Annotated in this window: 23 protein-coding genes and 1 tRNA gene; 9 read left to right on the top strand and 15 right to left on the bottom strand. The window is 61.2% G+C overall.

The window, feature by feature from the left end:
* Positions 1-32 precede the first annotated feature (32 nt).
* The 6 genes from NKH60_RS03770 to NKH60_RS03745 all read right to left on the bottom strand — a co-directional run bounded on the left by NKH60_RS03770 (position 33) and on the right by NKH60_RS03745 (position 8,752).
* Positions 33-1,664 (bottom strand): ABC transporter ATP-binding protein, encoded by a 1,632-nt coding sequence (locus tag NKH60_RS03770; RefSeq protein WP_352613863.1) that lies wholly within the window; start codon positions 1,662-1,664, stop codon positions 33-35.
* A complete protein-coding gene (locus tag NKH60_RS03765) occupies positions 1,661-2,800 on the bottom strand; it encodes an ABC transporter permease (protein WP_352448572.1) in 1,140 nt (379 codons plus the stop codon). The genes NKH60_RS03770 and NKH60_RS03765 overlap by 4 nt, the downstream gene beginning before the upstream one ends.
* A complete protein-coding gene (locus tag NKH60_RS03760) occupies positions 2,800-3,894 on the bottom strand; it encodes a microcin C ABC transporter permease YejB (RefSeq protein ID WP_352448571.1) in 1,095 nt (364 codons plus the stop codon). Before NKH60_RS03760 ends, NKH60_RS03765 begins: the two co-directional genes overlap by 1 nt.
* Before the next feature lie 279 nt (positions 3,895-4,173).
* Positions 4,174-6,042: an extracellular solute-binding protein gene (locus tag NKH60_RS03755; protein WP_352613862.1), complete on the bottom strand. Its 1,869-nt coding sequence runs from the start codon at positions 6,040-6,042 to the stop codon at positions 4,174-4,176.
* A complete protein-coding gene (locus NKH60_RS03750; RefSeq protein ID WP_352613861.1) occupies positions 6,042-7,925 on the bottom strand; it encodes an extracellular solute-binding protein in 1,884 nt (627 codons plus the stop codon). The genes NKH60_RS03755 and NKH60_RS03750 overlap by 1 nt, the downstream gene beginning before the upstream one ends.
* Before the next feature lie 173 nt (positions 7,926-8,098).
* Positions 8,099-8,752: a c-type cytochrome gene (locus tag NKH60_RS03745; RefSeq protein WP_352613860.1), complete on the bottom strand. Its 654-nt coding sequence runs from the start codon at positions 8,750-8,752 to the stop codon at positions 8,099-8,101.
* Positions 8,753-8,944: 192 nt separating this feature from the next.
* Here NKH60_RS03745 and NKH60_RS03740 point away from each other — a divergent pair, with 192 nt between their 5' ends.
* Both NKH60_RS03740 and NKH60_RS03735 read left to right on the top strand, forming a co-directional pair.
* Positions 8,945-9,673 carry a 3-deoxy-manno-octulosonate cytidylyltransferase gene (locus NKH60_RS03740; protein ID WP_352871267.1) on the top strand — a complete coding sequence of 243 codons (729 nt, stop codon included), beginning with the start codon at positions 8,945-8,947 and terminating at the stop codon, positions 9,671-9,673.
* Positions 9,674-9,703: 30 nt separating this feature from the next.
* Positions 9,704-10,567: a prephenate dehydratase gene (locus NKH60_RS03735; protein ID WP_023717847.1), complete on the top strand. Its 864-nt coding sequence runs from the start codon at positions 9,704-9,706 to the stop codon at positions 10,565-10,567.
* 7 nt (positions 10,568-10,574) lie between these two features.
* Here the strand turns inward: NKH60_RS03735 and NKH60_RS03730 are convergent, their stop codons facing one another.
* Complete coding sequence (locus NKH60_RS03730; RefSeq protein WP_352470032.1) at positions 10,575-10,931, bottom strand: hypothetical protein; 357 nt, start codon at positions 10,929-10,931, stop codon at positions 10,575-10,577.
* A gap of 55 nt (positions 10,932-10,986) precedes the next feature.
* Positions 10,987-11,931, bottom strand: coding sequence for a methyltransferase domain-containing protein (locus NKH60_RS03725; protein ID WP_352613858.1), 945 nt, complete (start codon positions 11,929-11,931; stop codon positions 10,987-10,989).
* Between the two features lie 107 nt (positions 11,932-12,038).
* Between NKH60_RS03725 and NKH60_RS03720 the strand changes: the two genes are divergently transcribed.
* Together NKH60_RS03720 and NKH60_RS03715 are read left to right on the top strand one after the other, a co-directional pair.
* Positions 12,039-13,049, top strand: coding sequence for a ligase-associated DNA damage response exonuclease (locus NKH60_RS03720; RefSeq protein ID WP_352470029.1), 1,011 nt, complete (start codon positions 12,039-12,041; stop codon positions 13,047-13,049).
* Between the two features lie 73 nt (positions 13,050-13,122).
* Entirely contained in the window at positions 13,123-14,724 is a 1,602-nt protein-coding gene (locus tag NKH60_RS03715) for a cisplatin damage response ATP-dependent DNA ligase (protein ID WP_352613857.1), read from the top strand.
* A gap of 99 nt (positions 14,725-14,823) precedes the next feature.
* On the opposite strand, the gene NKH60_RS03710 is transcribed toward NKH60_RS03715, so the two are convergent.
* Positions 14,824-15,975 carry a hypothetical protein gene (locus NKH60_RS03710; RefSeq protein ID WP_352613856.1) on the bottom strand — a complete coding sequence of 384 codons (1,152 nt, stop codon included), beginning with the start codon at positions 15,973-15,975 and terminating at the stop codon, positions 14,824-14,826.
* A 354-nt stretch (positions 15,976-16,329) separates the two neighbouring features.
* Here NKH60_RS03710 and NKH60_RS03705 point away from each other — a divergent pair.
* From NKH60_RS03705 to NKH60_RS03685, 5 genes are all read left to right on the top strand, one after another.
* Positions 16,330-16,405: transfer RNA gene (locus NKH60_RS03705), tRNA-Thr, on the top strand.
* Between the two features lie 545 nt (positions 16,406-16,950).
* Positions 16,951-17,505 (top strand): hypothetical protein, encoded by a 555-nt coding sequence (locus tag NKH60_RS03700; protein WP_352871264.1) that lies wholly within the window; start codon positions 16,951-16,953, stop codon positions 17,503-17,505.
* A gap of 97 nt (positions 17,506-17,602) precedes the next feature.
* Positions 17,603-17,917: a hypothetical protein gene (locus NKH60_RS03695; RefSeq protein ID WP_352871262.1), complete on the top strand. Its 315-nt coding sequence runs from the start codon at positions 17,603-17,605 to the stop codon at positions 17,915-17,917.
* Between the two features lie 95 nt (positions 17,918-18,012).
* The gene (locus NKH60_RS03690) at positions 18,013-18,312 is read left to right on the top strand and encodes a helix-turn-helix domain-containing protein (RefSeq protein ID WP_352871260.1); all 300 of its coding nucleotides are present in this window, start codon (positions 18,013-18,015) and stop codon (positions 18,310-18,312) included.
* Positions 18,309-18,485, top strand: a complete 177-nt coding sequence (locus tag NKH60_RS03685; RefSeq protein WP_352449263.1) for a hypothetical protein — start codon at positions 18,309-18,311, stop codon at positions 18,483-18,485. The genes NKH60_RS03690 and NKH60_RS03685 overlap by 4 nt, the downstream gene beginning before the upstream one ends.
* A 41-nt stretch (positions 18,486-18,526) precedes the next feature.
* On the opposite strand, the gene NKH60_RS03680 is transcribed toward NKH60_RS03685, so the two are convergent.
* The 6 genes from NKH60_RS03680 to NKH60_RS03655 all read right to left on the bottom strand — a co-directional run bounded on the left by NKH60_RS03680 (position 18,527) and on the right by NKH60_RS03655 (position 24,188).
* Complete coding sequence (locus tag NKH60_RS03680) at positions 18,527-19,126, bottom strand: hypothetical protein (RefSeq protein WP_352871258.1); 600 nt, start codon at positions 19,124-19,126, stop codon at positions 18,527-18,529.
* Positions 19,123-19,860, bottom strand: a complete 738-nt coding sequence (locus NKH60_RS03675; RefSeq protein WP_352871256.1) for a hypothetical protein — start codon at positions 19,858-19,860, stop codon at positions 19,123-19,125. Before NKH60_RS03675 ends, NKH60_RS03680 begins: the two co-directional genes overlap by 4 nt.
* Before the next feature lie 10 nt (positions 19,861-19,870).
* The gene (locus NKH60_RS03670; RefSeq protein WP_352871254.1) at positions 19,871-20,242 is read right to left on the bottom strand and encodes a hypothetical protein; all 372 of its coding nucleotides are present in this window, start codon (positions 20,240-20,242) and stop codon (positions 19,871-19,873) included.
* Positions 20,242-20,766 (bottom strand): hypothetical protein, encoded by a 525-nt coding sequence (locus NKH60_RS03665; protein ID WP_352871252.1) that lies wholly within the window; start codon positions 20,764-20,766, stop codon positions 20,242-20,244. The genes NKH60_RS03670 and NKH60_RS03665 overlap by 1 nt, the downstream gene beginning before the upstream one ends.
* A 3-nt stretch (positions 20,767-20,769) precedes the next feature.
* Positions 20,770-21,357, bottom strand: a complete 588-nt coding sequence (locus NKH60_RS03660) for a hypothetical protein (protein ID WP_352871250.1) — start codon at positions 21,355-21,357, stop codon at positions 20,770-20,772.
* Positions 21,358-21,710: 353 nt separating this feature from the next.
* A complete protein-coding gene (locus NKH60_RS03655; RefSeq protein ID WP_352871248.1) occupies positions 21,711-24,188 on the bottom strand; it encodes a hypothetical protein in 2,478 nt (825 codons plus the stop codon).
* Positions 24,189-24,199 lie beyond the last annotated feature (11 nt).

Here is a 24,199-nt window from a genome sequence, read left to right as displayed (position 1 = left end):
TTTTGATTTTGTGCATGATCTCTGGCGAAAATCTACTCGCTGACGATGCCGACCGGCGCCGTTTCGATCTTGAAGGCGGCCGAGATCAACGCCTTTGTATAGTCGGTCCGCGGTTTGCCGAAAATCTGTTCGGAAGGACCGGCCTCGACGATCCTGCCATTGCGCATGACGATGACTTCGTTGGCGAGCGCGCGGATGACCCTCAGATCGTGGCTGATGAAGAGGTAGGCGAGGTCGTGCTTGGCCTGCAGGCTGCGCAAGAGGTCGACGACCTGCGCCTGCACGCTCATGTCGAGCGCCGAGGTCGGCTCGTCCAGCATGACGAAACGCGGGTTGAGCACCATGGCGCGCGCGATGGCGACGCGCTGGCGCTGGCCGCCGGAGAATTCGTGCGGATAGCGGTTGCGCGTCGCCGGATCGAGGCCGACTTCCTTCAGCACGTCGACGACACGCTCGTCGCGCGCATCAGGCGACAGCTTCGGCTCATGGATCTTCAACCCTTCCTCGATGATCTCGGCGACCGACATGCGTGGACTGAGCGAACCGAACGGATCCTGGAAGACGATCTGCAACTCGCGCCGCAGCGGCCGCATTTCGTTGAAGGACAGCTGATCGATGCCGCGTCCGTTGAACTGGATGGTCCCGGTCGACGAGATCATCCTGGCCAGTGCCAGGCCGAGCGTCGTCTTGCCTGAGCCGGATTCGCCGACGACGCCAAGTGTCTGGCCGGCCCGCACGGTGACGTCGATGCCGTCGACCGCCTTCACATTGTCGACGGTGCGCCGGAAGAAGCCCTTCTTGATCGGAAACCAGACCTTGACGTCCTTGCCGACCATCACCGGCTTGGCGGCCTGGTTGGCCGCCGGCGGCTTGCCTTTCGGCTCGGCGGCAAGCAGATGCCGCGTGTAGGCGTGCTGCGGATTGGCGAATATCTCCTTGGTCGGGCCGGTCTCGACGATCTTGCCCTTGGTCATCACGCAGACCCTGTCGGCGATCTTCCTGACGATGCCGAGATCGTGGGTGATGAACAGCATCGACATGTTCTTGCGGCTTTTCAGGCCGGCGAGCAGCTCGAGGATCTGCGCCTGGACGGTGACGTCGAGCGCCGTCGTCGGCTCGTCGGCGATCAAAAGTTCAGGCTCGTTGGCCAGCGACATGGCGATCATGACGCGCTGGCGCTGGCCGCCGGAAAGCTGGTGCGGATAGGCGTCAAGCCGCTTCTCCGGCTCGCGGATGCCGACCTCGTGCAGAAGTTCCAGCGTGCGCGCCTTGGCTTTGCGATCGCCCAGGCCCTGATGCAGCTTCAATACCTCGACGATCTGCTGCTCGATCGTATGCAGCGGGTTGAGCGAGGTCATCGGCTCCTGGAAGATCATGGTGATCTTGTTGCCGCGCACGCGGCGCAGGTCTCTCTCGTCGGCGGCAAGCAGGTCGGCGCCGAGGAACAGGATCTTTCCCGAAGGGTGGCTGGCAGTCGGATACGGCAGCAGCTTCAGCACCGACAGCGCGGTGACCGACTTGCCGGAGCCGGATTCGCCGACCAGCGCCACCGTCTCGCCCTTGGCGAGGTCGAAGGAAATATGGTCGACGGCGATCGACTGGTTGCCGCTTTGCGTGAAAGCGACGCTGAGATCCCGGACCGAAAGGAGAGGGGTGTCGCTCATCTGAACGTCTTGCGCGGATCGAAGGCGTCGCGCGTGGCCTCGCCGACGAAGACCAGCAGCGACAGCATCAGCGAGATGACGACGAAGCCGGAAATGCCGAGCCAGGGCGCGTTGAGGTTGCGCTGTGCCTGCTTCAACAGCTCACCCAGCGAGGCGGCGCCGGGTGGCAGGCCGAAGCCGAGATAGTCGAGCGAGGTCAGCGTCGAGATCGAGCCGCTGAGCAGGAAGGGCAGGAAGGTCAGCGTCGCCACCATGGCGTTGGGCAGCAGATGCCGGAACATGATGGTGACGTTGGACACGCCGAGCGCGCGCGCCGCATTGACATATTCGAAGTTACGGGCGCGCAGGAACTCGGCCCGCACCACGCCGACCAGTGCCACCCAGGAGAACAGCAGCATCAATCCGAGCAGGATGAAGAAGCCGGGCGGCAGGATGGCGGCGACGATCAGGAGCAGATACAGCACCGGGATGGCCGACCAGATCTCGATGAAGCGCTGGAAAAGAAGGTCGGTCCAGCCGCCGAAATAGCCCTGCAGAGCGCCGGCCGCCACGCCGATCAGCGCCGAGCCGGCAGTCAGGATCAGGCCAAACAGCACCGAGATCCTGAAGCCGTAGATGACGCGCGCCAGCACGTCGCGGGCCTGGTCGTCGGTGCCCAGCCAGTTCCAGTTGCCGACGTTGCAATTGGGGTCTGCCTCGCCTTTCGGATACTGGTTGCAGCGCGTCTTCTTGTCGTAGAGCCAGGACGGCTTGGTCGGTGCTGCTTCGGGAATAGCGTTGTTGACGGTCTGGTAGGAGTAGCGCACCGGCGGCCAGACCATCCAGCCATTGGCGTTGATCTCGTCCTGGATGACCGGGTCGCGGTAGTCGGTGACCGCATAGAAGCCACCGAACTTCTCCTCGGGATAGGCGACCAGGACCGGGAACAGGATCTCGCCCTTGTAGGAGGCGATGATCGGCTTGTCGTTGGCGATCAGTTCGGAAACCAGCGACAGCACGAACAGGAACAGGAAAATCCACAACGACCAGTAGCCGCGCCGGTTGGACTTGAAGTTCTGCAGGCGCCGCTGGTTGAGCGGCGACAGAAAGGGCCGCGCGATCCGAGGCGGCGCCGTTTCGGCTGTCACCTGCGCCATCAGACGTCTCTCCGCTCGAAGTCGATGCGCGGATCGACCCAGGTATAGATCAGATCGGACAGCAGCCCGACGAACAGGCCAAGCAGCGAGAAGATGTAGAGATTGGCGAAGACCACCGGATAGTCGCGCTGCACCACCGAGTTGAAACCAAGCAGGCCGAGGCCGTCGAGCGAAAAGATGTTCTCGATCAGCAGTGACCCGGTGAAGAATGCCGAGATGAAGGCACCGGGAAAACCGGCGATGACGATCAGCATGGCGTTGCGGAAGACGTGGCCATAAAGCACCTGCCGCTCCGACAGGCCCTTTGCGCGGGCGGTGACCACATATTGCTTGCGGATTTCCTCGAGGAAGGAATTCTTGGTCAAAAGCGTCGTCGTGGCGAAGGCCGATAATACCAGCGCGGTCAGCGGCAGGGTCATATGCCAGAAATAGTCGACGATCCGCTGCGGCCAGGACAGCTGGTCCCAATTGTCGGAGGTGATGCCGCGCAGCGGAAACCAGTCCCAGAACGAGCCGCCGGCAAACAGCACCATCAGCAAGATGCCGAACAGGAAGCCCGGAATCGCGTAGCCGACGATGACGACGCCGCTGGTCCAGACGTCGAAAGTGGAGCCGTCCTTGACCGCCTTGCGGATGCCGAGCGGGATCGAGATCAGGTAGGACAAAAGCGTGATCCACAGCCCGATCGAGATCGACACCGGCATCTTTTCCAGGATCAGGTCGAGCACCGATATGTCGCGGAAATAGCTGTCGCCGAAATCGAAGCGGAGATAGTTCCACAGCATCATGCCGAAGCGCTCGAGCGGCGGCTTGTCGAAGCCGAACTGCTTCTCCAGCTTCTTGATGAATTCGGGATCGAGCCCTTGCGCGCCGCGGTATTTCGAGCCGACGTCGCCGGCGACATCGACATTGGCGCCGCCGGCATCACCCCCGCCGCCGCCGAGGCGATCGCTGCCGCCCTGGTTGGTCAGCCTGGCGATGACCTGCTCGACCGGCCCGCCTGGAGCAAACTGGATGACGGCAAATGACACCGCCATGATACCGAACAGGGTCGGGATCATCAAAAGGATGCGGCGCAGTATGTAGGCGCCCATCAGGCTTTACCCTCCTTGAGGACGACCATTGTGTCTAAAGGTGCCCCCAAGGCAATCGCCCCACGCCAATTGCCGAAGTCGGTGCCGCCCCTCATTGTCCTGCCGGACATTTCTCCCCTTATAGTGACGGGGAGAAAGGGGCTGGCCGTAGTCTCGGCGCTTCTATAGCGACGCTTATGGTCGGCGAAACCATCGATGAAGGCGCCCCTCTCCCCGTCGCTATACGGGGAGAGTATGCCGGCAGGCAGGTGAGGGGCGGCGCCAGCGCTCGCAAGAAATTCAGGCTTTGCCAATTTTTGCCGCCTTGTCTTTGTCGAACCACCACAGCGTCTCGACCGGAAAGTCGTAATCCGGCTTTTGAGCGGGAAAGCCGAACATGTCCCAGAAGGCTGCCCGGTGATTCGCCAGATGATATGTTGGAATCCAGTCTAGCCGCGCGCGCAAGACCCGATCGAGCGCGTTGAGCGCGGTGACGAGTTCGATCCGGCTCTGCGCCTTGCCGGCTGCCTCGATCAGCGCGTCGATGGCTTTGCTTTCCGTACCCGGATAGTTGCGCATCCCCGGCGTTTTCGCCATCCGGGAAGCATAGAGGATCTCCAAACCATCGGCGGTTGGCGTCGCTCCGATCGACCATGCGAGCATGTTGAAGTCGAAGTCGAAATTGCTCTGCCGCGCTTCAAACTGCGCCGAATCGACTTGGCGGACCGAAGCGTCGATGCCGATCGCCTTCATATTCTCGGACCACGGAAGGAAGATGCGAACGAGGCCATCGTCCTCGGCCAGCATTTCCACCCGCAGCCGGTCGCCCTTGTCATTGACGACGAAATTGCCCGTTCGCTTCCAGCCGGCTTCGGCAAGCAGTCTCGAAGCCTCGCGCAGCAGCTTGCGGTCGTGGCCCGAACCGTCAGAGACGGGTTGCATCACCGGATCGCCGAAGGTCTCCGGCGGCAACTCGGCTCGAAACGGCTCCAGCAGTTTCAATTCCTGGGGTGAGGGTAGGCCCTTGGCCTTGTAATCCGACCGCTCGAAGTTCGATTGCGAACGCTCGTAGGAGTCGAAAAACAGAACCCGCCTGGTCCATTCGAAGTCGAAGCAATAGGCGATTGCCTGTCTCACGCGAATGTCGCGGAACTGCGGACGGCGCTGATTGAGTGCGACAGCCTGCATGGATGGCGTTTTCTCGCCGGGAAATTCGCGTTTGACGACCCTGCCATCCTTCAGCGCTGGAAAGTCGTAGCCGGTCGCCCATACCCGCGCGGTGAACTCCTCGCGAAAATGCGTATCCCCTTTCTTGAACGCTTCAAAGGCTGCCTGGCGATCAAGGTAGAAATCGATACGGATACGGTCGAAATTATTAAGCCCGCGGTTCACGGCCAGATCGCGGCCCCAATAATCGGCGACGCGTTCATATTCGACAGTCTGCCCGGCCACCACCCGCCCCACTCTGTACGGTCCGGAACTGAGCGGTGGGGTCATCGTCGAGGCGTCGAAATCATTGGCCGTGTAGAAAACTTTGGACACGATCGGCATTACGACGATGGCGAGGATATTCTGCGCGGACTGCTGGCCGTTGAAGGTAAGGCTGACTGTAAGCGGATCGATTGCGACCGCATCCGTCATATGCCGCAGTGCTTGGGATAGGTTCGGATGTCCCCGGTCTTTGTAGAGGTTCAAGGCGAAGACAACGTCCTCAGCCGTCAGCGGCGAGCCGTCATGAAAGCGCGCTTGTGGCCGCAGGCTGAAGCGGAAGCCGTTGCGGTCCTGCGACAAGGTGACGGATTCGGCAAGCAGGCCGTAGACCGCATCCGGCTCATCGACTGCCCTTGCCATCAGGGAATCGAAGCAGAGCTCGGTGCGCGGCGGCGAATCCCCTTTCAACACCAGCGAGTTCAGCGTGTTGAAAGTCAGGAAGCTCTGATTGAGGGTGGAGTTCGGCGGGGCGAAATTCATCCGGCCGCCCTTGGGAGCGTCCGGATTGACATAGTCGAAATGCGCGAAATCCGGAGGATATTTGAGATCGCCGAAGGCCGACAGGCCGTGCAGTTTCACGCCGGTCGGGATCGTGGCGAAAGCCCGGCCGGGCAGCAGCGCCGCGGCCGCGGCGGCACCGCCCAGGGCGAGGAAGTCGCGACGGGGCAGCGCCGTCATCAATTGCCACTCTTGTATTTGGCCGCCAGCGCCTTTTCCTTGACCGGATCGACCCACCAGGAATTCTGGTCGACGCCACTATAGGCGGGCTGCTTCTCCGGCATACCGAACTTGTTCCAGTAGGCGAGCCAGACCACGGCACGGTAATATTGCGGCACGACGTAGAAATTCCACAACAGCACCCGGTCGAGCGCATGGGTGGCGGCAACCAGATCGTCGCGGTCGGTGGCATAGATGATCCGGTCGACCAGCGCATCGACGACCGGATTCTTGATGCCGGCGTAATTGCGCGATCCCGGCGAATCGGCGGCCTTGGAACTCCAGAAATCGCGCTGTTCATTGCCGGGAGAGTCCGACTGCCCGAGTATCGAAGTGACCACGTCAAAGTCGAAGTGAGTGACTCGGTTGATATACTGGGTCTGATCGATGAGGCGCAGCGTCGCGTCGACCCCGATCTTGCGCAGATTGGCGATGTAGGGGCTGGCGATGACCTGGTCGGTGTCGTTCCAGCCGAGGATTTCGAACTTGAACGGTTCGCCGGTCTTGGCGTTGACCATCTTGCCGCCTTTGATCACCCAGCCTGCCTTGGCGAACAGATCGACCGCGGTTTTCAGGTATTTGCGCTCCGCCTGGGCGGTGTCGTAGACCGGCAGCTTGAATTCCTGGGTGAAGACTTCAGGCGGCAGCTTGTCGCGGTACTGCTCGAGGATTTCCAGTTCCTTGCCTTGCGGCAGGCCGCTCGACGCCAGCTCAGTGCCCTGGAAATAGCTGCTGGTGCGGGTGTTGGAGCCAAAAAACAGCGTCCGGTTCATCGTCTCGAAATCGAACGGATACATCAGCGCGGCGCGCACCAGGCGATCCCTAAACAGCGGGCGCCTGGTGTTGAGCATGAAGGCCTGCATCGGTTCGGGCGACGCGGTCTTGAATTCCTTCTTGATGACGTCGCCGGCCTGAACTGCCGGGAAATTATAGGCCGTGTTCCAGCGCCTCGAACTGTTCTCCGGCTTGATGTCGTCCAGCCCGCCCTTGGTGAAGGCCTGCCAGGCGGCATTGTCGTCGAGAAAATAGGTGAAACGCTGCCTGTCGAAATTCTCACGGCCAACTTTCACCGGCAGCTTGGCCGCCCAGTAGTCCGGCACGCGCTGCCAGATGATTTCGGACCCCGGCTTGAAGCTGGCGATCTTGTAGGCGGCCGAGCCGAGCGGCGGCTCCTGCGTCGGCTTTGTGACGTCGCGCTTCTTGCCGTTGGCGTCGGTGCCTTCCCACCAGTGCTTCGGCAGCACGACGAGACCGCCGAGAATCTGAGGTAACTCCCGATTGCCCTTCTGGTTGAAATGGAACTCCACCTCGCGATCGGAGATCGCAACCGCGTCGGTGACGTTCTCGAAATAACGGCTGTACATCGGGCTGTTGGCCTTCAGCACCTGGAACGACCAGATCACGTCGTCGGTGGTGATCGGCTGGCCGTCATGCCATTTGGCGCGCGGGTCGAGCCGGTAGGTCGCCGAGGAATAGTCGGCCGGGTATTTGTAGGCATCGGCGATCAGCGGATGGTTGACGCTGCCCTCATCCGTCGCCTGCTCCATCAGCGTGTCGTAGAGCAGGCCGCCGCCGAACTGCGCGAAGCCGGCGGCCGGCGAACCCTGCACGATGTAAGGATTGAAGCTGTCGAACGTGCCGAGCACCACTGAGTTCACTGTGCCGACCTTCGGTGCATCCGGATTGACGTAATCGTAGTGCTGGAAATTATCGCCGTATTTGGATTCGCCGATCAGCGACGAGGTCGTGCGCCATTCGTCCGCGAAGGCCGCCTGCAGGCCGCCGGCAAAAGCAGCCAGCATCAGCACCGATTTCAGAAGCGTCCGCGCTCGGCCAACCGTCATGCGTTCTCCTCTTCGCGATATAGCGCCGTCACCATAGCGTCTGGGCCCAATCTAGATCATTTGGCGGCGCTGAAAACCGCAACCGAGCGGCTTTGTCGTCGCATATGCATTTTTCCTAACGAAAAAGCCGGGCTGAACCCGGCTTTTTCAAGGATAATGTCATTACAGTTTTGTTATTTTGCGGGTGTCGCCGGGGCGGCTGGCGCCGCGTCTTCTGCCGGCTTGGCAGGGGCTGCACCTTCGGCCGGCTTGGCGGGCGCGTTTTCGGCCGAGGCGCCGGGCGCCGGCAGCGGCTTCGGATTGTCCGACAGCGTGCGCAGATAGGCGATGACGTTGGCGCGGTCCTCATCCTTGGGCAGGCCGGCGAAGCCCATCGCCGTGCCCTTCACGAACTTCTTCGGCGAGGTGATGAAGTGGTTGAGATTGTCGTAGGTCCACTTCTCGCTGCCGCCCTTGGAGAACTCCTTCATGCCGGCCGAATAGGCAAAGCCCTCATGCTCGGCGACCGGACGGTCGACGATGTCCCAGAGATCGGGCCCAACCTTGTTGGGGCCACCCTTTTCGCCGGAGTGGCAAGCCTGGCATTTCTTGAAGATGGCGGCGCCCGCTTCGGCGTTGGCAGTGGTCAGCAGCTCGGCGATCGGCTTCACGGCCGCGGCGGGAGCGGCCGGGCCGCCTTCGGCGGGCTCGGTCGCCTCGATGGCGAAGCCGGGCTTTTCAGGCGCCGGCGAGGCGAACAGCGCGTCGGACACGATGCCAACGGAAAAGACGATGAACACGGTGCCGAGAAAGCCGGCGAGCAGCTTGTTGACTTCGTTGGAATCCATACGCCCCAGGCTCCCTTTTCCGGCGGACCGATCCGTCCACTCCGTCCGTCGGTATCGTGAACCACCCTGCGAGGCGGTCAAATCGCGCGGAAACTAGGTCTTTTGCTCCGGCGTTGCAACACCTATAAGGGCGCTGCCAGTGAGACCTTTTGCCACTTTTGTCCCCCTCTTTTTCGAGCCCCTGCCCGCCTCATGTCCACGCTCATCCTGATCCCGGCCCGCATGGCCTCGACCCGCCTGCCGGGCAAGCCGCTGGCCGACATTGCCGGCACTCCGATGATCGTCCACGTCGCTCGCCGTGCTGCCGATGCCGGGCTCGGCCGGGTCGTCGTCGCCACCGACACGCAGGGCGTTGCGGGGGCGGTGCGCGCGCATGGTTTCGAGGCGGTGATGACGCGGGCGGACCACGAAACCGGTTCCGACCGCATCTTCGAAGCGCTGACCATTCTCGACCCTGGCAACAGCGTCGAGACCATCGTTAATGTGCAGGGCGATCTGCCGACCATCGACCCCCTTGTTATCGGCGCCGCGCTGAAGCCTTTCGAGAACGCAGCGGTGGATATCGCCACGCTCTGCGTCGAGATCGTACGCGACGAGGAAAAGACCGATCCGAACGTCGTCAAGCTGGTCGGCTCGCCACTCTCGACGACGCGGCTCAGGGCGCTCTATTTCACCCGCGCCACCGCCCCTTGGGGCGAAGGCCCGCTCTACCATCATATCGGCCTCTATGCCTATCGCCGCGCCGCGCTCGAACGCTTCGTTGCGCTGAGGCCGTCGCCGCTGGAGCGCCGCGAGCGGCTGGAGCAGTTGCGGGCGCTTGAGGCCGGCATGCGCATCGATGCGGAGATCGTGCAGTCGGTGCCGCTTGGCGTCGACACGCCGGACGATCTCGAACGCGCCAGGGCGCTCCTTTCCGACTAAGAAATTCCCTCAATTCCCGAGACTCCGCGCATGCCTGAAAAGACCAACAAAATATCCTTCCAGGGCGAGCCGGGCGCCAATTCCGACACCGCCTGCCGCAACATGTTCCCGTCAATGGAGCCGTTGCCGTGCCCGACCTTCGAGGACGCCTTCAACGCCGTCGAGACCGGCAAGGCCGATCTGGCGATGATCCCGATCGAGAACACCATTGCCGGCCGCGTCGCCGACATCCATCATCTCTTGCCGGAATCGAAGCTGCACATCATCGGCGAATACTTTCTGCCGATCCACTTCCAGCTGATGGTGCTGCCCGGCGTCAGGCGCGACGAGATCAGGACCGTGCACAGCCACATCCACGCGCTCGGCCAATGCCGCAAATACATCCGCAAGAACGGCTGGAAGGCGACGGTGGCCGGCGACACCGCGGGCGCCGCCAAGATGGTCGCCGCGATGAAGGACCGCACCATGGCGGCGCTGGCGCCGGCGCTGGCCTCAACGCTCTACGGGCTCGACATCATCGAGGAGAATGTCGAGGACACCGACAGCAACGTCACCCGCTTCGTCGTGCTGACCAAGAACAAGCAATGGGCTGAACGTCCCTCGGCCGACGCCAGGATGATGACGACCTTCATCTTCCGCGTCCGCAATGTGCCGGCGGCGCTCTACAAGGCGATGGGCGGCTTCGCCACCAACGGCATCAACATGACCAAGCTGGAAAGCTACCAGCTCGGCGCGTTTACAGCGACGCTGTTCTACGCCGATATCGAGGGTCATCCCGACGATCCGCTGGTGAAGCTGGCACTCGACGAGTTGCGCTTTTTCTCGCGCGAAATGCGCATCCTCGGCGTCTATCCCGCCAGCGCCTCGCGCGAGCAGTGGAAGGTGGCGGATTAAGATCCGGTCAGGTCAGGCCGAGCTTGTTCCGTTTGGCCGGCTTGCCGCATTCGCGCCGGCTGATCGACCGGTTCATGGCGTCGATCTTGCCGCTTGCCTGGTCGGCGTCGCGTTTGGCTTTTGAGCGCATATCCGGCGTGAACGGGCCAAAGCCCGTCGCCGGGTTGGAGAACGACGGCTTGGCGTCCACCGGCAGATGATATTGCTGCGCCAGGCCGTTTCGTTGCGCCAGCAATTGATCGCAAGGCACCTTGTCAAATAGCAGCGAGGACTGGACGTTTTCGTCCTGCCGTTCGGACATCGAATTGCCGACGCAGCCGGCCATCGCCAGGCAAGATGCCAAGACCGTCATGTTCCAGCGCATGAACGTGCTCCTTGTCTTTCGCAGCTGCGGCTTCTCATGCGCAGCGGCAGAAGTCTTAGCCAGATTTTACGCTGCCGGAAAGCGAGCTTGCCACTACGGCCAGCCCTTCGACCGGTTGGCGGCGATCCTGCCGGATGATCGTTGCCTGCAGCGACAGGATCGAAAAGCCGTCGGCATCCAGAACCCGCTCTACATAGCCTTGCGAATGCGCGTAGCGGCGCGACGGCTGCAAGGCGAAGCCGGCGCTGTCAGACGATTCTCCGCTCGGGAGCGTCTCGACGGAGAACGCAAACAGACCGCCGCCGGCAAGCATTCCGGCAATCTTGTTCACCACCCTGTCGAGCGCGCCGGCATAGATGAACACATCGGCCGCCGTCACCAGATCGGCTTTCGGGCCAGAATAGCAAAAGTCCTGCAGGTCCGTCTTGACGAGCAGATCGTAGACGCCTTTGGCGCGCGCCTGCCTCAGCATGCCGGCCGAGATGTCGTAACCCTCCAGCCGGTCGGCGATCGGCCGCAGCCTCTGGCCCATGAGGCCGGTACCGCAGCCGAGATCGAGCGCCAGCGAAAACCGGCCCGGCCGTGCTGCCCGGATGGCGCGGTCGAGGCATTCGGGCAGACGGTAGCCGAGCCCGTCGACCAGTTCACCCTCGAAACTCCCGGCATAGTGGTCGTACAGCGTCTCGACGAAGGCGCTGGGCGGCGCCTGGGCCGCCGCCGCCCTGCCGATCAATTGCAGCTTGAGCACCGCGCCGAGCCTGTCCGCCGGGTCCAGCCGCAGCGCCGTCGTCCAGGCCTGCGCGGCACGATCGCGCGCGCCCGCCGCTTCCTGCATCTCGCCGAGGCGGAACCAGCCGGCTGGCCATTGCGGCGCCAGTTCGAGCGCGCCGAGCAGCAATTCCGCCGCTGCCGCATGATCGCCGGATGCATAAAGCATTTCGGCATAGTCGGCGCGGCGGTCGGCGGTCAAATCGCCGGACGAGGTCTGGAGCGGTTTCATGCGATCGGGTTCCGCCGGGTGTTTGCAGCCGGCTTGCGCTCTATGCTGGAGTCAGCAGTGACTTACAACAGGCTTCCCGCGCCGGAATTAGCGCCTATCTTGGGGCCATGCGCGCCAGCGACCTGCTTCATCCCCGGCCGGAAGGGCTGTATTGCCCGCCCGGCGATTTCTTCATCGACCCGGTGCGGCCGGTCAACCGGGCGCTGATCACACATGGCCATTCCGACCATGCCCGCTCCGGCCACCGCTCGGTGATGGCGACGCAGCAGACGCTCGACATCATGGGGCTGCGCTACGGCGACAGTTTTGCCGGAACGACGCAAGCCGCCGTGCTCGGCGAGACGATTGCGCTCGACGGCGTCACCGTCAGCTTTCACCCGGCCGGCCATGTGCTGGGCTCGGCCCAGATCAAGGTCGCGCACCAGGGCACGTGCATCGTCGCGTCCGGCGACTATAAACGCCAGAAGGACGCGACCTGCGAGCCGTTCGAGCCGCTCAAATGCGATGTCTTCATCACCGAGGCGACGTTCGGCCTGCCGGTGTTTCGGCATCCGCCCGATTCCGAAGAGATCGCCCGGCTGCTGAAATCGACCGAACAGTTTCCCGAGAGAACGCATCTGGTCGGCGCTTATGCGCTGGGCAAGGCGCAGCGCGTCATGCGGCTGCTGCGCGATGCCGGCTACGAAAAGCCGATCTACATCCACGGCGCGCTGGCCAAGCTCAGCGAATATTACCAGAGCCAGGGCATCGATCTCGGCACATTGGAACCGGCGACCGTCGAGACCGGCCAAAAAAGCGACTTTGCCGGCGCCATCGTCGTCGGCCCGCCATCCGCCTTCGCCGATCGCTGGGCGCGGCGTTTTCCCGATCCGATGTCGTGCTTCGCCTCAGGCTGGATGCGCATCCGCCAGCGCGCCAAGCAGGGCGGCGTCGAGCTGCCGCTGATCATCTCCGATCACTCCGACTGGGACGAGCTGACGGCGACGATCAAGGAGACCGGCGCCGAAGAAATCTGGGTAACGCATGGCCGCGAGGAGGCTCTGGTGCGCTGGTGCGAACTCGAAGGCATTGCCGCCAGGCCGCTGCATCTCGTCGGCTACGAGGACGAGGGCGATTGATGGTGTTTTTGGATCCAGCAATCGCCGGTACGGCGCTCTGCGGCAAGCCTTTCTCATTGGCGTCGCCCCTTCCATGAACCGCTTCGCCGAGCTTCTCGACCGGCTGGTGCTGACGCCGTCGCGCAACGGCAAGCTGACGCTGTTGACCGACTATTTCCGCAGCGTCGAGGATCCGGACCGCGGGCTGGCGCTGGCGGCCATTACCGGCGATCTGTCCATCGCCGCGGTCAAGCCGGCGATGCTGCGCACACTGGTGATCGAGCGCATGGATCCGGTGCTGTTCGGCTATTCCTACGACTATGTCGGCGACCTGGCCGAGACCGTGTCGCTGGTCTGGCCGCAAGCGCCGGTCGACGTTGCGAACCACGAGCCGACGCTGGCCGAGGTGGTGGCCAAGCTGCAGGCGGCGAGCCGTTCCGACGGGCCGCAGGTGCTGGCCCGGCTGCTCGACAGCGCCAGCACGTCGGCGCGCTTCGCCATCATAAAGCTGGTCACCGGCGGCCTGCGCATCGGCGTCTCGGCGCGGCTGGCCAAGCAGGCACTGGCCGATTTCGGCAAGGTCGATATCGCCGAGATCGAGGAACTCTGGCACGGGCTGACGCCGCCCTATATCGGGCTGTTCGCCTGGCTGGAGGGTAAAGCGGAAAAGCCCAGGAAAACGGCGCTGGCGCTGTTCAGGCCGGTGATGCTGTCGAATGCCGTCGGCGACGGCGACCTCGAAAGGCTCGACCCGGCCGACTACGCGGCCGAATGGAAATGGGACGGCATCCGCGTCCAGGCGGCTTGCGAAGGCGGCATTCGCCGGCTCTATTCGCGCACCGGTGACGACGTCTCCGGCGCCTTTCCGGATCTTGCCGAGGCGATGGATTTTTCAGGCGCCCTCGACGGCGAGCTTCTAGTCGGAGACCCCAGGCAGGCGACGGGCACGTTCTCGGACCTGCAGCAACGGCTGAACCGCAAGAGCGTGTCGCCCAAGATCCAGCAGCAATACCCCGCCTTCATGCGGTGCTACGATGCGCTGCAGATTGGTGACGAGGATTTGCGCGGACTTCCCTTCCGCGAACGGCGCGGCCGGCTCGAGGCCTTCGTCAGGACGCTCGATCCGAGCCGCTTCGATCTGTCGCCGCTGGTCGAATTCACCAACTGGCAGGCACTCGAGGAATTGCGCCGCAAGCCGCTGCATCCGGTCATCGAAGGCGTCATGCTGAAGCGCTGGGATTCGCCGTATGTGGCCGGTCGGCCGAAGGGCCCGTGGTTCAAATGGAAGCGCGATCCGCACACGGTCGACGCCGTGCTGATGTACGCCCAGCGCGGCCACGGCAAACGCTCGAGCTTCTATTCCGACTACACATTCGGCGTCTGGTCCGGGCCGGAAGGATCGGAGGAGCTAGTCCCGGTGGGAAAAGCCTATTTCGGCTTCACCGACGAGGAACTGAGGCAGATCGACAAATATGTCCGCGACAATACGATCGAGCGCTTTGGCCCGGTCCGCTCGGTGCGTGCCGACCGCAGGAACGGGCTGGTGCTTGAGGTAGCATTCGAAGGGCTCAACCGCTCGACGCGGCACAAATCCGGCGTCGCCATGCGCTTTCCGCGCATTTCGCGGCTGCGCTGGGACAAGCCGGCGGCCGAAGCCGACCGCATCGAGACGCTGCAGGCGCTGCTCGATAGGTAATGCATGTCGCGCAAAAAAGAGTGCAGCGGTTTTGCGGTAACGACATGCATCAAAACAAGAACCTGAAGCGCGTCGCATGAGGCCGGAACGCGACGTGCTTTAGGGAACGACAGAAACGCGGATCTCGTAGATGTCGACCGACTTGCCCTGCTTGTCGAAGTCGGAATTAATGGCGATGGTGCCGGCAGCGCCCGGACGCTTGTTGGGAAAGCGCACGTCGAACAGATATTCATTGCGCTCGCGACCGACGGCATAGCGCTTGCGGCCGCAGTCGCCGAGTTCGCCGAAATTGCAATCGACGGAAATCTGCGTCTCCTGGCCCTCCTCGGAGCGCGCGATGATGTCGAATGTGGCATGCTTGCCGGCCAGTTTTTCCAGCACGCCTTGTCCGACGTCGAAGCTGATGGCCGAGCCGGATGCCCCCGAGCGGATGCGCAGGAAGGAACCGCTTTCGTCCTGGATGACGTCGGCCTTGGTGTCCGACGGTGCATTGACCTGCGTCGGGTCACCCGGCGAAAAGACATTGATCCAGTCGTGCGCCTGGTCCTGCTCGCCCTGCTTCGGCGGCGAAGCAGTGTCGTCCGGCGTGAAATCATCGCCGTCGACCGTTGGCGGCGCTTCCGGCGGCGCCGTGTCGAGCTCGGTCGCCGATTTGAAGACGCCGGTCTGGTTGGCGAAATAAAGGCCGATGCCGGCGGCTGCGAGCAGCGTCACACCGAAGAAGATCGCGGCCAAGGGCAGGCGCCGCCGTCTCGCCCGCCGGTCGTCGCGGTCGGGCGTCACTTCCGCGTCGTCCGTTTCGGCGTCGGCTTCGGTCGGAACCGAGGCCGCCATGTCGATCACCGGCGCCTCGGCAACAGGCGCATCGGGCATGATGTCGGGAACGACCGGCAGGACGCGCGACCGCGGCGCATCGGATTCGGGCGGCTGCGCCGGACCGTCAACGACGACATCGGGCGACGGCGCGGCTTCAGCTTCGGCCGGGGGCTCCACCTCCGGTGCTGCCTCCAAACTGTCGGTCGGCGCGGCGACGTCGGCAACCGCCGGCAGGAATTCCGATTCGATTTCGGTGATCTTCGCCTGGACCGCCTTGCGCCGCTTGATGGCGACTTCCACGGTGACGTTTGGATTAGCCTGCAGGGCACGGTCGAGTGCCGCGAAAGCCGATCGATAGACCCGCTCGCGAAACGCCCGGTCGTCGGCATTGCCTTTCTCGAAGGCATTACGGATCGCTTTTTCGATCGCGTCCAAGCGAATTCCCTCTGCAATTTCACTCACATTGCCATGATCGTTAGCCGCAGGCGACCAATCAATCAACAAGCGAGCGGCCGCATTCTGCCTTGCCGAGGGGCACAAAGCTCATTTCGGCGGTTTTCGGTAAAGGAATCAACATTTTTCCCTGATTTTCCCGCCGCGGCCAACGTGGCGGATGGGACGGCCTGCCGATACGGCATCACGCGGCCAATGGTAGATCCGCGCGGCGGCTGCCCTTGCGCCCGGCCGGAGGCGGCACCAATTGCCTCGTCCTGAAATCGCGACTGCCATCTTGAATTCGCGGCCGGTTGCGTCTATCACGCAGCCCATCTTGGAAGCTCGGCTTCCCGGGCCGCTTTAGCTCAGTTGGTAGAGCACATCATTCGTAATGATGGGGTCAGGTGTTCGAGTCACCTAAGCGGCACCAACAATTTCCCAGCATTTAGAATCGCTTGTGCTGGGCTCCCTTCCCAAAGCTTATTTGGGCTCGGCATCCAAATAAGGAAAACCTCGTGTTGGCTTCGGCTAGTCAACTCTCATAGGGGTTGTTAGGTTGAGCCACCCGGGGGGCATCCGTTGAAATTTTTCCTTTCCATGTGGAGAGCTTTTCGATCTTGGTGGTTTGACACTGTTAGCGGTGCCGGCCTGCGTCTGTCGAATTTGAGTGAAGTCATTCGATGGTCGTTCATCTCGAACTTCGGTCAGTCTCCTGCTGTCCGGTTGACGATACTGGTACCCTTCATAGGGTATTTGATAATTTTCAATCAAAACCTCCAATCGTACGTAGGGTTGGTTTTCGATAGAATCGAGTACGTGTCGATCCCGCAATCTTCCTCAGGAGCGTACGCTCCCCTGCGATTTTACAATCTATATTTTGGATTGTTGTTTCTCGGGATCGGGTCATTTCTTTATACGATCTTTGCTCCACGACAGATCAAGCAGCACCCTCTCGTTGCTGACTACGTCAAGTACATGGATTCGATCGCTACCGAGAACCTGACCCGAGCGAGCTTGGATAATCTGCTTGGAATATTTGTGGGGTCGAATGACGATGAACAGCGGCACCCTATATTTGGAGTGCCGTCGCTCAGTTTTCCAAGCGAAGTATCCTCCCTTACACACGCCTTTATAAGATCAGTTTTCCTCAAATCGGAATGGGCAAGGAAGCCACCACAGCCAGAACCCGAACCGGATGATGACAATCAGCAGGAGGAGTTCCCAGAAGACGAGGCGTATCTGGCCGATCTATACACTGGTTCCGGCTACCTTCTCACGAATGTCATCGTCGAAAGAATGTATGCAAACCGACGGTTCGATTGGTATTTCGTTGATTCTATGTTCACCTCAGCGCTCCAAAGCAGCAGAGATGTTTTCGTACTTGAGCATCAGGCTCTCGACTGCTCGAATTTTCTTGGGAGGGCTGTTGTCTCTGCTTTCTACGCTTTGGGCTTCTCAATCCTGTTTATCCCGACTGCAAAAATCACGTTCGCCATTGTAAAAGCGCTGTATCTCGGTGAGGCGGCGTAGCCGACAGGCGGCCAAAGCCGGGCCCTGTAGCGCGACAAGCATGCGCATCGCCCCAAGTGTGTGGGCGGCGCGGGAGCAACGTAGGAGGGGGAAGGCAATGCTTGATCGCGTTCTGCTGGATGACGAACATTTCCGTGTCTCAATGGGATTGCTGGGGGCCGTGACAGTGCTGGTGAAGCACCGGAGTCTTTCCCGCAAGGCACCATCGGAATACGCCACTCACCTTAAGCAAACGATTGACGAGCTTCAAAGGCGAGGGGTTCCGATCCGACCCGACTCACCGATACTGATGGAACTACTGACCGACTTTGCCGAAGCACTGTTTGCCCCTCACGGGGGTGGCTACTGGTCCACAGCATTCGGAAAGCTTCCGGCTGATCGGGCTGCGGAGCTGATCCAAGAGAACACCTAAAGCTCAGATGACAACTGCCAGTCGCTCTACCAACTAGGAATGTTGTCCTAGTCTGCTTTCGTCCAACAAGGACGTGCCAGACAGGAGAACATCACATGCCCAAGAGCAAAGACGTTGCAGCAAACAAGCCACAGACCAAAAAGGCCCGCGTGCAGGAAATGCTAACTGCCGGTGCCGTTAGCGTGGCAGAGATTGCCGACGCACTTTCGATTAGCAAGCAGGCCGCCTATTCGCTGATCGGCGACGTGAAGCGCAGCAGCGTTGAAATTGCCGGCGTCGTGAAGGACGGTTCGATGCGCTACTCGACCGTCAAGCCAAAGCGGTCAAAGGAGAAGACGCTCGCCTTTGGTAAGGGAGCGACCGTCAGCGCTGCCCCGTCGGAGGTGAAGGAATGACGATTCAGCAACTAATCGACGCGCTGACCGCCATTCGCGACGCGACAGGCGGGGACATTGAAGTCCGCATGGGAAGTAAATGGCGGTCGCATTCCGTGGCTGAGGCCCAGGTTGTCTTTCAGGAAGCAAACGCCTTCGAACCGTATGTGCTGATCATCGCCGAAGCCAACTGAGTTGTGATAAGCGCGCGGGGCGGCCAGCCCTGCGCGCTTCCTCAATGGCGCAGCTTAAGCCCCTCACTAAGCCGGTTGAAGTGACTGCCAGCGGCGGGGCGAGCGGGCTTGCCGCGATATGCTGCCCCTTCCTCGCTCTGCATGAACTGCTGGACGACGCCATCAACAGGAGCGAGTCCAAGACTTGTCCGGGCGAGCACGGCGTAGGTGCCGTCATCAGACTTCTCCGCCTCAAACTCATTCCTCTTTTTCAGTATCGACATAGCGCCTTCAACCAGCCCTTCGTGTGCCCCGGCTTTCGCGAGCGACAATTGAACGGTCGTATTGATCGCGTCGTCGCGCATCTGCTGCTTCACGGCGGCGAGCTTTACTGGTCCCTCCACTTGAAGCTTTTCGAACTGCGCTTTGAGCGACGCTAGCTCGGCCTCGCCATCCCGAATGACATCGGCGATAGCGGTGGACAGTTCGTAGCCCCGACCGGGGTCATCTTCCTCGATGTAGTCGTATGCGGCACGGTAGGCTTCCGGGATCGCCTCCAACCGATCCGTAGCAATGCGTCGCGGCAAGCGCAGTGGACCGTCAGGGTAGATGGCTGAGTGGACATAGTAGCTGTGGATTAGGTCTGGACTGGCCATGTTCATGCCCCCTGTTGATGTGCCGCCAGCGCGCTTTCGCGCTTCGTGCGGGCGGTGATAGCTGCATTGGTGAAGTTGCCGAATCTGCCGTCGCCGACCTGCTTCACGAGCTTGACGAATGCTCCGCCGCCTACGTCTGCCGCAGCGCGCATCTTCTTGAGGCGCTCCAAACGGGCCATCTCAGCCGGAAAATGCTTCTGCTGGTATCGGTGCCTGAGCGAGGCAAGCTCAGCGCTCTTCATCCGCGTCAGCAGCCCAGGGGCGCGCAGCACGGAACCGATCAGCGTCATGTCGCCAGCTTCCAATGCCTCGCTGAGAGCTTCGGAGCGTTGATCGGCGGTCATGTCCTTCAGCGCGGCGCGAATTTCAGGGTCCAGCGGGGACGCACCCTCCGGGGCGAACGTGGCCTTTTCAATTGAAGCAATGGTGGCATCCACCTTCGCGTTGGCAGCGACAAGACGCGCAGCAACGCGCTCACCTGTCTTCTGCGCGGCGGCAGCGAGCTGGATCACGGCTTGTTCGGGCGTCTGCGATGCATCCCCGTACACAGCCTCAGCGAGAGCGACCAGCGCGCTGGCCTCCTCCCTTGCGGTCCGCATAGCTCCTGATAGGGCGACATGCTCCAGGTCGGGTTCGGGCTTGACGTTGCCTCTCTGCCTTGCAGCAAAGTGGTCGAAGACCCTCTCATCGATTGAGGGCGAGACGTGCAGTTTTTGTTCCAGATCGGCAACGGTTGCCATGGTTCTTCTCCTAAAGGGGTGATCGATTTTGGACGACGAGCAGGGCAAAGCTGGCGCGGGCAACGCCGGCCTCGATCTGAACAAATCCGCCGCTCGATAACTGGCGTCGGCGTGGTTCCAGCATGATGCGCGCCACGTCGCCATCGCGGCTCATGTACGTGCCCTTGAAACCGTCAATCGTCACTGCATCGCCGGACTCGAAAACAGGTGTCTCCACCGGGATCAGCATTTCGGCGTCCTTCTGGAGTCCAGTGAAAGCGCCCTCGCTGTTTTTGCGGATCAGCTTCGCGTCCTGTGTCCCGGATGCGTTGCCAACGAAGCCCAAGACGCACCACCGCAGCCCTGACCCCGATACGATGATATCGCCAACTGCTACGGTCATCAGATTTCCTCCGGCCGCGCTATGCGGCCCTGCGCTTGCGAAAAATCGATGGGCGGCTTACCGTCGCGGTCACGCTGCATCAGCAGCGCGAATTGCCAACGCCACAAAATGAGGTGGTCTGAGCCGCCGCTGTCGCTATCATATTGCACCGCGACGAACAGGTCATTGAAGCCCGACGCTTTGACCAGCATCTTGCCGTCATGCGTCTCCATGAAGGGGTGAACTTCTGCCGTAGCGGGCACCGCGAAATGGAGCGTGTCCTGTTTCACAAGCGACACCGAACCATTCAAGTACGCAGCTGACGAATAGCCGACTTCAAAGTCGTTGCGCTGCCAACCCTTCCGGATGTCGGATTGGGGGCGCAATGTGAACAGCAGGTTGGGCGTGCCATTCCAGTCAATAGCGCGAATCAGGAAAAAGTGACGGCCCTTGCCGAGAGCGCGTTCGTAGGCGCCTTCCTCGACCGCATAGCCGATGATCCACTTGTGCCCGCGCCGTGATTTTATGATGTCGCCGCTACGCATGTTTCATCGCCTCGAATAGTTTGGATAGACGATCTCGTGGAATGGACGGTCACGAGGACCGGGCTCTGTGACAGAAGCGCCGTAGCCCCTGCCCACGCACTTCTCCAGGAGCATCTTCATCTCTCCCGCATCGTTCTCCGACAGGCCCCCCACTCCGACCTCGCCCACCTTGTGGTTCAGGAGCTTGAGGCGTTGCTGCTCGTCAGGGGTGAGCTTGCTGACGTCGTAAGTTACCTTGCCGTCTTGAGGGGGATCAACGCGGCTGAGACCCAGCGTCTCGAAGATGCGCCGAAGGCTGTTTGCAACGGACTGATACGCCAACAGTGCAGGAAGACTAACAGTACCGTCGCCAGCGAATTGGACTTCCCATTGCTCAAGAACAATCGTCGCGTTTGCTGCGCTCTTTACCAAAATGTACTGCGACTGTGTGACATGGCCGGGTCCACCGAGGTCAGCGACGTGATTGGCAATTAGATCATGCAGGCGCCGCGCCCACTTGGACCGGCCATCGATACCCGGCAACAGCTCTTTGCCGTTGGTGACCCCGCTTCTGCCCTTAATCTTTCGACGGACTGGATAGGAGGCGTCCAATGTGTACCCGCTATGTGACTGTTATGTAGTTTTGCTTCAAAACTAGTGAGCCAGCTAACAGTATATTAGCTGTTGTGAAGCGTAAAGCTGAACATTTACAGCGCCTTATGATGCAAGTTGTTTTAGCAATAAGGAAAATCGGCTAGAAGGGTGGCCTTTCGGGACTGGTGTCCGAAGACGCTGCCGCTATGCATGCGGTGCGAAGCTGGGGCGCAGAAAATAGCGCTGCCGCTCGGAATTCGTGATCACCCGATATTTCCGGGAAACGCGGGGCGATATTCCTTCCAGTGCAAAAACACTGCAAAAGCTATAAGTGCATATATAGGGTTTGCAGTGTTTTACGGCCGGAGGGACTACCGCTGTCCTGCCTCCTGCCAGTCCCGGCTAAACTCAAGTGCCCTTTGGCGCGATGACGCATAGATGGTGCCCGGTGTCATGCCCTGCACGTACACCGGCACCGCGTCCAGCAGCTTCTGGAAGTCTCCGTCGCCTCGCTTCTTGAAGTCATCGATGGTGTTGTCCACCGCTCGGACCGTCACTCCAAAGCGCTGAGCCAACCACTTCCGTTTCTGGATCGGAAGAACACCCCCAAGCTCGTCATACCATTTCTTGAGACGACTGCCGGGGCCGCCACCTCCGCCCCTCTCGCCCGTGCGTCCGACGACATCCTTATACGGCGCCAACTCATCAACGATGATGCCCGGCAAGGGTACCTCGGACAGAACGCAAACGAATGCGCACGGGCCAGGTCTAAGCCATTGCGCCGATTGATCGGCCAAATCGCCATCATATCCCCGAAACACCAGCCGGAGCCTATCAATTGCCTGGACGCTTTCTGCCTCGGTGAACTGCCGCCGTATTGCCTCGACCAACGGATCCACGTGCCTGACGGCATGGATGCCCTGCTTATCCTCGTAGCTGGACAGATCGTAGCCAACGAGGGTTTCGGTGTAGCTGCCCGGACACGACAGAGGTTGCAAGCTGTCATAGGCCAGCGCCTTGGCATAGCGCTCCGCCTCCAGCGCCCTGATCTGCATGCGCGCGGCAATCAGGATCCAGTCGTGATCCTTGTATCTGTCGATGCCCCGCAGATTGCCGAAGTAGATGACATCAACCCCCTCGGGGAGCATTTGTTGCAGGCCAAGCTCCAGCGACTCCTTCGTTGCGACCACTAGGCCCCGCCTGCCGCGCCTGCTTGCCATATCGCGCGCCACGTGGGCCACTTCCTCGCGGTACTTATCGGTGGAGATGTTTCCGATCTTACCCATCGCTCCGCTGTTGCCGGTCGTCTGGATGACGTAGGCATTGCGCTCAGCCTCTATCGTTACCTGCTCAATGCCGGGGAAGCTGTGTGCCATCAGACTCGCATCGCCAGTTGCGTCGAGCATCAGGACCGGCAAGTCCTGCCGAAGCAGTTTCACCTTTGGCCGGTGCTGAAGGAATATCAGCTTCGTCGTATGGGCTGGAACCTTGTCCGTCGCCGCGACTGCCACTTCCGGCGCAAACGTGAATGATCGCGTGCCATGCGTCCGGCCTGCCTTCATCTCGTTCTTGAGGTTTCGCAGCATGCGAATGGTGGTCGATCTGCTGCGCTCCTTTTTGAAGGCAGAAGCGTTTTTCGCCAGCTTCGTGCTGTCGATGCCCGGGTAGGCGACATTGCTGCGGGAAGCCTTGTCCTTCTCCTCCATCGCAATCTGTTCATCGCGAAGATCCTGCCATGTGATGCCCATCGCTATGAGCGTCTGGATTGGGTCGGCTTTCGGGTCTTCGGATAGCACCGCATGGAGGCGCTTCAGGTGCTCGCTGTGCAACATGTCATCGAATGCGATGCCGCCGCCCGTGCTCGTCAACTTGCTGAGTATGGATTCGTCAATCACTAAGAGATCGGCCTTGCCGAACAGGTCCTGATCTAGTGTCAGCATTGCCATGTCGTGTGTCATGAAAACGATGTCGGCACTTTCATCCGCCTGTGCGTAGTACCTGCACCCGTTTTCAAAATGCTCGCAGGTATGAAAGACCTTGGTGTCTTCGTCGTATCGCTTGCAAAGCGAGCTTTGGATGTAGAGCCCGGCACTGGCGGCGATTTCAACGTCGCGGGGCTTGAGGCAGGGTGTGTTCTCTGGGTCCTTCGCGAGCCCATGCGTGCGGCCCCGTATCACAATGCCCCGCCCGCCCACTACCTGGTACTTAAGGGCCAGTTCTCCACACAGCTCTATGGTCGGGCAGAGATAGAAGACACGGCGTTTCAAATCCCCTCGGGCTACGCTGGACTTGAACAGGTCGGCGAGCAATCCCAGCAACATCGTGCTCTTGCCCAAGCCGGCGGAACCGGCAATGAGAAGTCGGGGAACAGTGGCTTCAAGCGAAGGACCTTCCGCCAGATAGGCATCCATCTGCTCGACCGGATTCCAAAAAGGCAGAGCTGTCAGGAAACCCATCAACTCGCGTTGCAACGTTTGGGTCGCGGCATAAGGCGTCATCGGATCGGAGCGCCGGTTTGGTGCTGTCCCCGGAACGAGGCCACGCTTTTGCCTGCCGGCTCGGATTTTTGTTTCGTGCTTCTGGGCACGGGCAATCTGCTTGGTCAGAAACCTTTTTAGTTGGGTATCGTCGCTCCACTGCCATCTGCCCTTGTGCGGTCGCGTAAGGTCCACCTGGGCCCGAACCCAAGCCGTCGCGTGGGCAAGTAGGATTGCAGCCTCTGTGCCCACTGGGTGTGCTGTAATAGTCGCGGCCACAACAGCCGTGATGAAGTTGTCGCGGTTGTCGCGCACAATTCCGTCTGAGTCGTAGCTGAAATTGAGAGCGGAGCGGAGCTTCGGGAAATTCATTAGCCGACGTC

Source organism: Mesorhizobium sp. M1006, from assembly GCF_040318825.1.
In the GTDB taxonomy this organism is placed as follows: domain Bacteria; phylum Pseudomonadota; class Alphaproteobacteria; order Rhizobiales; family Rhizobiaceae; genus Mesorhizobium.
This window is presented reverse-complemented; position numbering and strand designations above follow the sequence as displayed.

Excerpts from the sequence above, each read along its gene's own strand:
- NKH60_RS03770 (WP_352613863.1), bottom strand. The coding sequence starts at position 1,664 with ATGAGCGACACCCCTCTCCTTTCGGTCCGGGATCTCAGCGTCGCTTTC.
- NKH60_RS03765 (WP_352448572.1), bottom strand. The coding sequence starts at position 2,800 with ATGGCGCAGGTGACAGCCGAAACGGCGCCGCCTCGGATCGCGCGGCCC.
- NKH60_RS03760 (WP_352448571.1), bottom strand. The coding sequence starts at position 3,894 with ATGGGCGCCTACATACTGCGCCGCATCCTTTTGATGATCCCGACCCTG.
- NKH60_RS03755 (WP_352613862.1), bottom strand. The coding sequence starts at position 6,042 with ATGACGGCGCTGCCCCGTCGCGACTTCCTCGCCCTGGGCGGTGCCGCC.
- NKH60_RS03750 (WP_352613861.1), bottom strand. The coding sequence starts at position 7,925 with ATGACGGTTGGCCGAGCGCGGACGCTTCTGAAATCGGTGCTGATGCTG.
- NKH60_RS03745 (WP_352613860.1), bottom strand. The coding sequence starts at position 8,752 with ATGGATTCCAACGAAGTCAACAAGCTGCTCGCCGGCTTTCTCGGCACC.
- NKH60_RS03740 (WP_352871267.1), top strand. The coding sequence starts at position 8,945 with ATGTCCACGCTCATCCTGATCCCGGCCCGCATGGCCTCGACCCGCCTG.
- NKH60_RS03735 (WP_023717847.1), top strand. The coding sequence starts at position 9,704 with ATGCCTGAAAAGACCAACAAAATATCCTTCCAGGGCGAGCCGGGCGCC.
- NKH60_RS03730 (WP_352470032.1), bottom strand. The coding sequence starts at position 10,931 with ATGCGCTGGAACATGACGGTCTTGGCATCTTGCCTGGCGATGGCCGGC.
- NKH60_RS03725 (WP_352613858.1), bottom strand. The coding sequence starts at position 11,931 with ATGAAACCGCTCCAGACCTCGTCCGGCGATTTGACCGCCGACCGCCGC.
- NKH60_RS03720 (WP_352470029.1), top strand. The coding sequence starts at position 12,039 with ATGCGCGCCAGCGACCTGCTTCATCCCCGGCCGGAAGGGCTGTATTGC.
- NKH60_RS03715 (WP_352613857.1), top strand. The coding sequence starts at position 13,123 with ATGAACCGCTTCGCCGAGCTTCTCGACCGGCTGGTGCTGACGCCGTCG.
- NKH60_RS03700 (WP_352871264.1), top strand. The coding sequence starts at position 16,951 with ATGGATTCGATCGCTACCGAGAACCTGACCCGAGCGAGCTTGGATAAT.
- NKH60_RS03695 (WP_352871262.1), top strand. The coding sequence starts at position 17,603 with ATGCTTGATCGCGTTCTGCTGGATGACGAACATTTCCGTGTCTCAATG.
- NKH60_RS03690 (WP_352871260.1), top strand. The coding sequence starts at position 18,013 with ATGCCCAAGAGCAAAGACGTTGCAGCAAACAAGCCACAGACCAAAAAG.
- NKH60_RS03685 (WP_352449263.1), top strand. The coding sequence starts at position 18,309 with ATGACGATTCAGCAACTAATCGACGCGCTGACCGCCATTCGCGACGCG.
- NKH60_RS03680 (WP_352871258.1), bottom strand. The coding sequence starts at position 19,126 with ATGAACATGGCCAGTCCAGACCTAATCCACAGCTACTATGTCCACTCA.
- NKH60_RS03675 (WP_352871256.1), bottom strand. The coding sequence starts at position 19,860 with ATGGCAACCGTTGCCGATCTGGAACAAAAACTGCACGTCTCGCCCTCA.
- NKH60_RS03670 (WP_352871254.1), bottom strand. The coding sequence starts at position 20,242 with ATGACCGTAGCAGTTGGCGATATCATCGTATCGGGGTCAGGGCTGCGG.
- NKH60_RS03665 (WP_352871252.1), bottom strand. The coding sequence starts at position 20,766 with ATGCGTAGCGGCGACATCATAAAATCACGGCGCGGGCACAAGTGGATC.
- NKH60_RS03655 (WP_352871248.1), bottom strand. The coding sequence starts at position 24,188 with ATGAATTTCCCGAAGCTCCGCTCCGCTCTCAATTTCAGCTACGACTCA.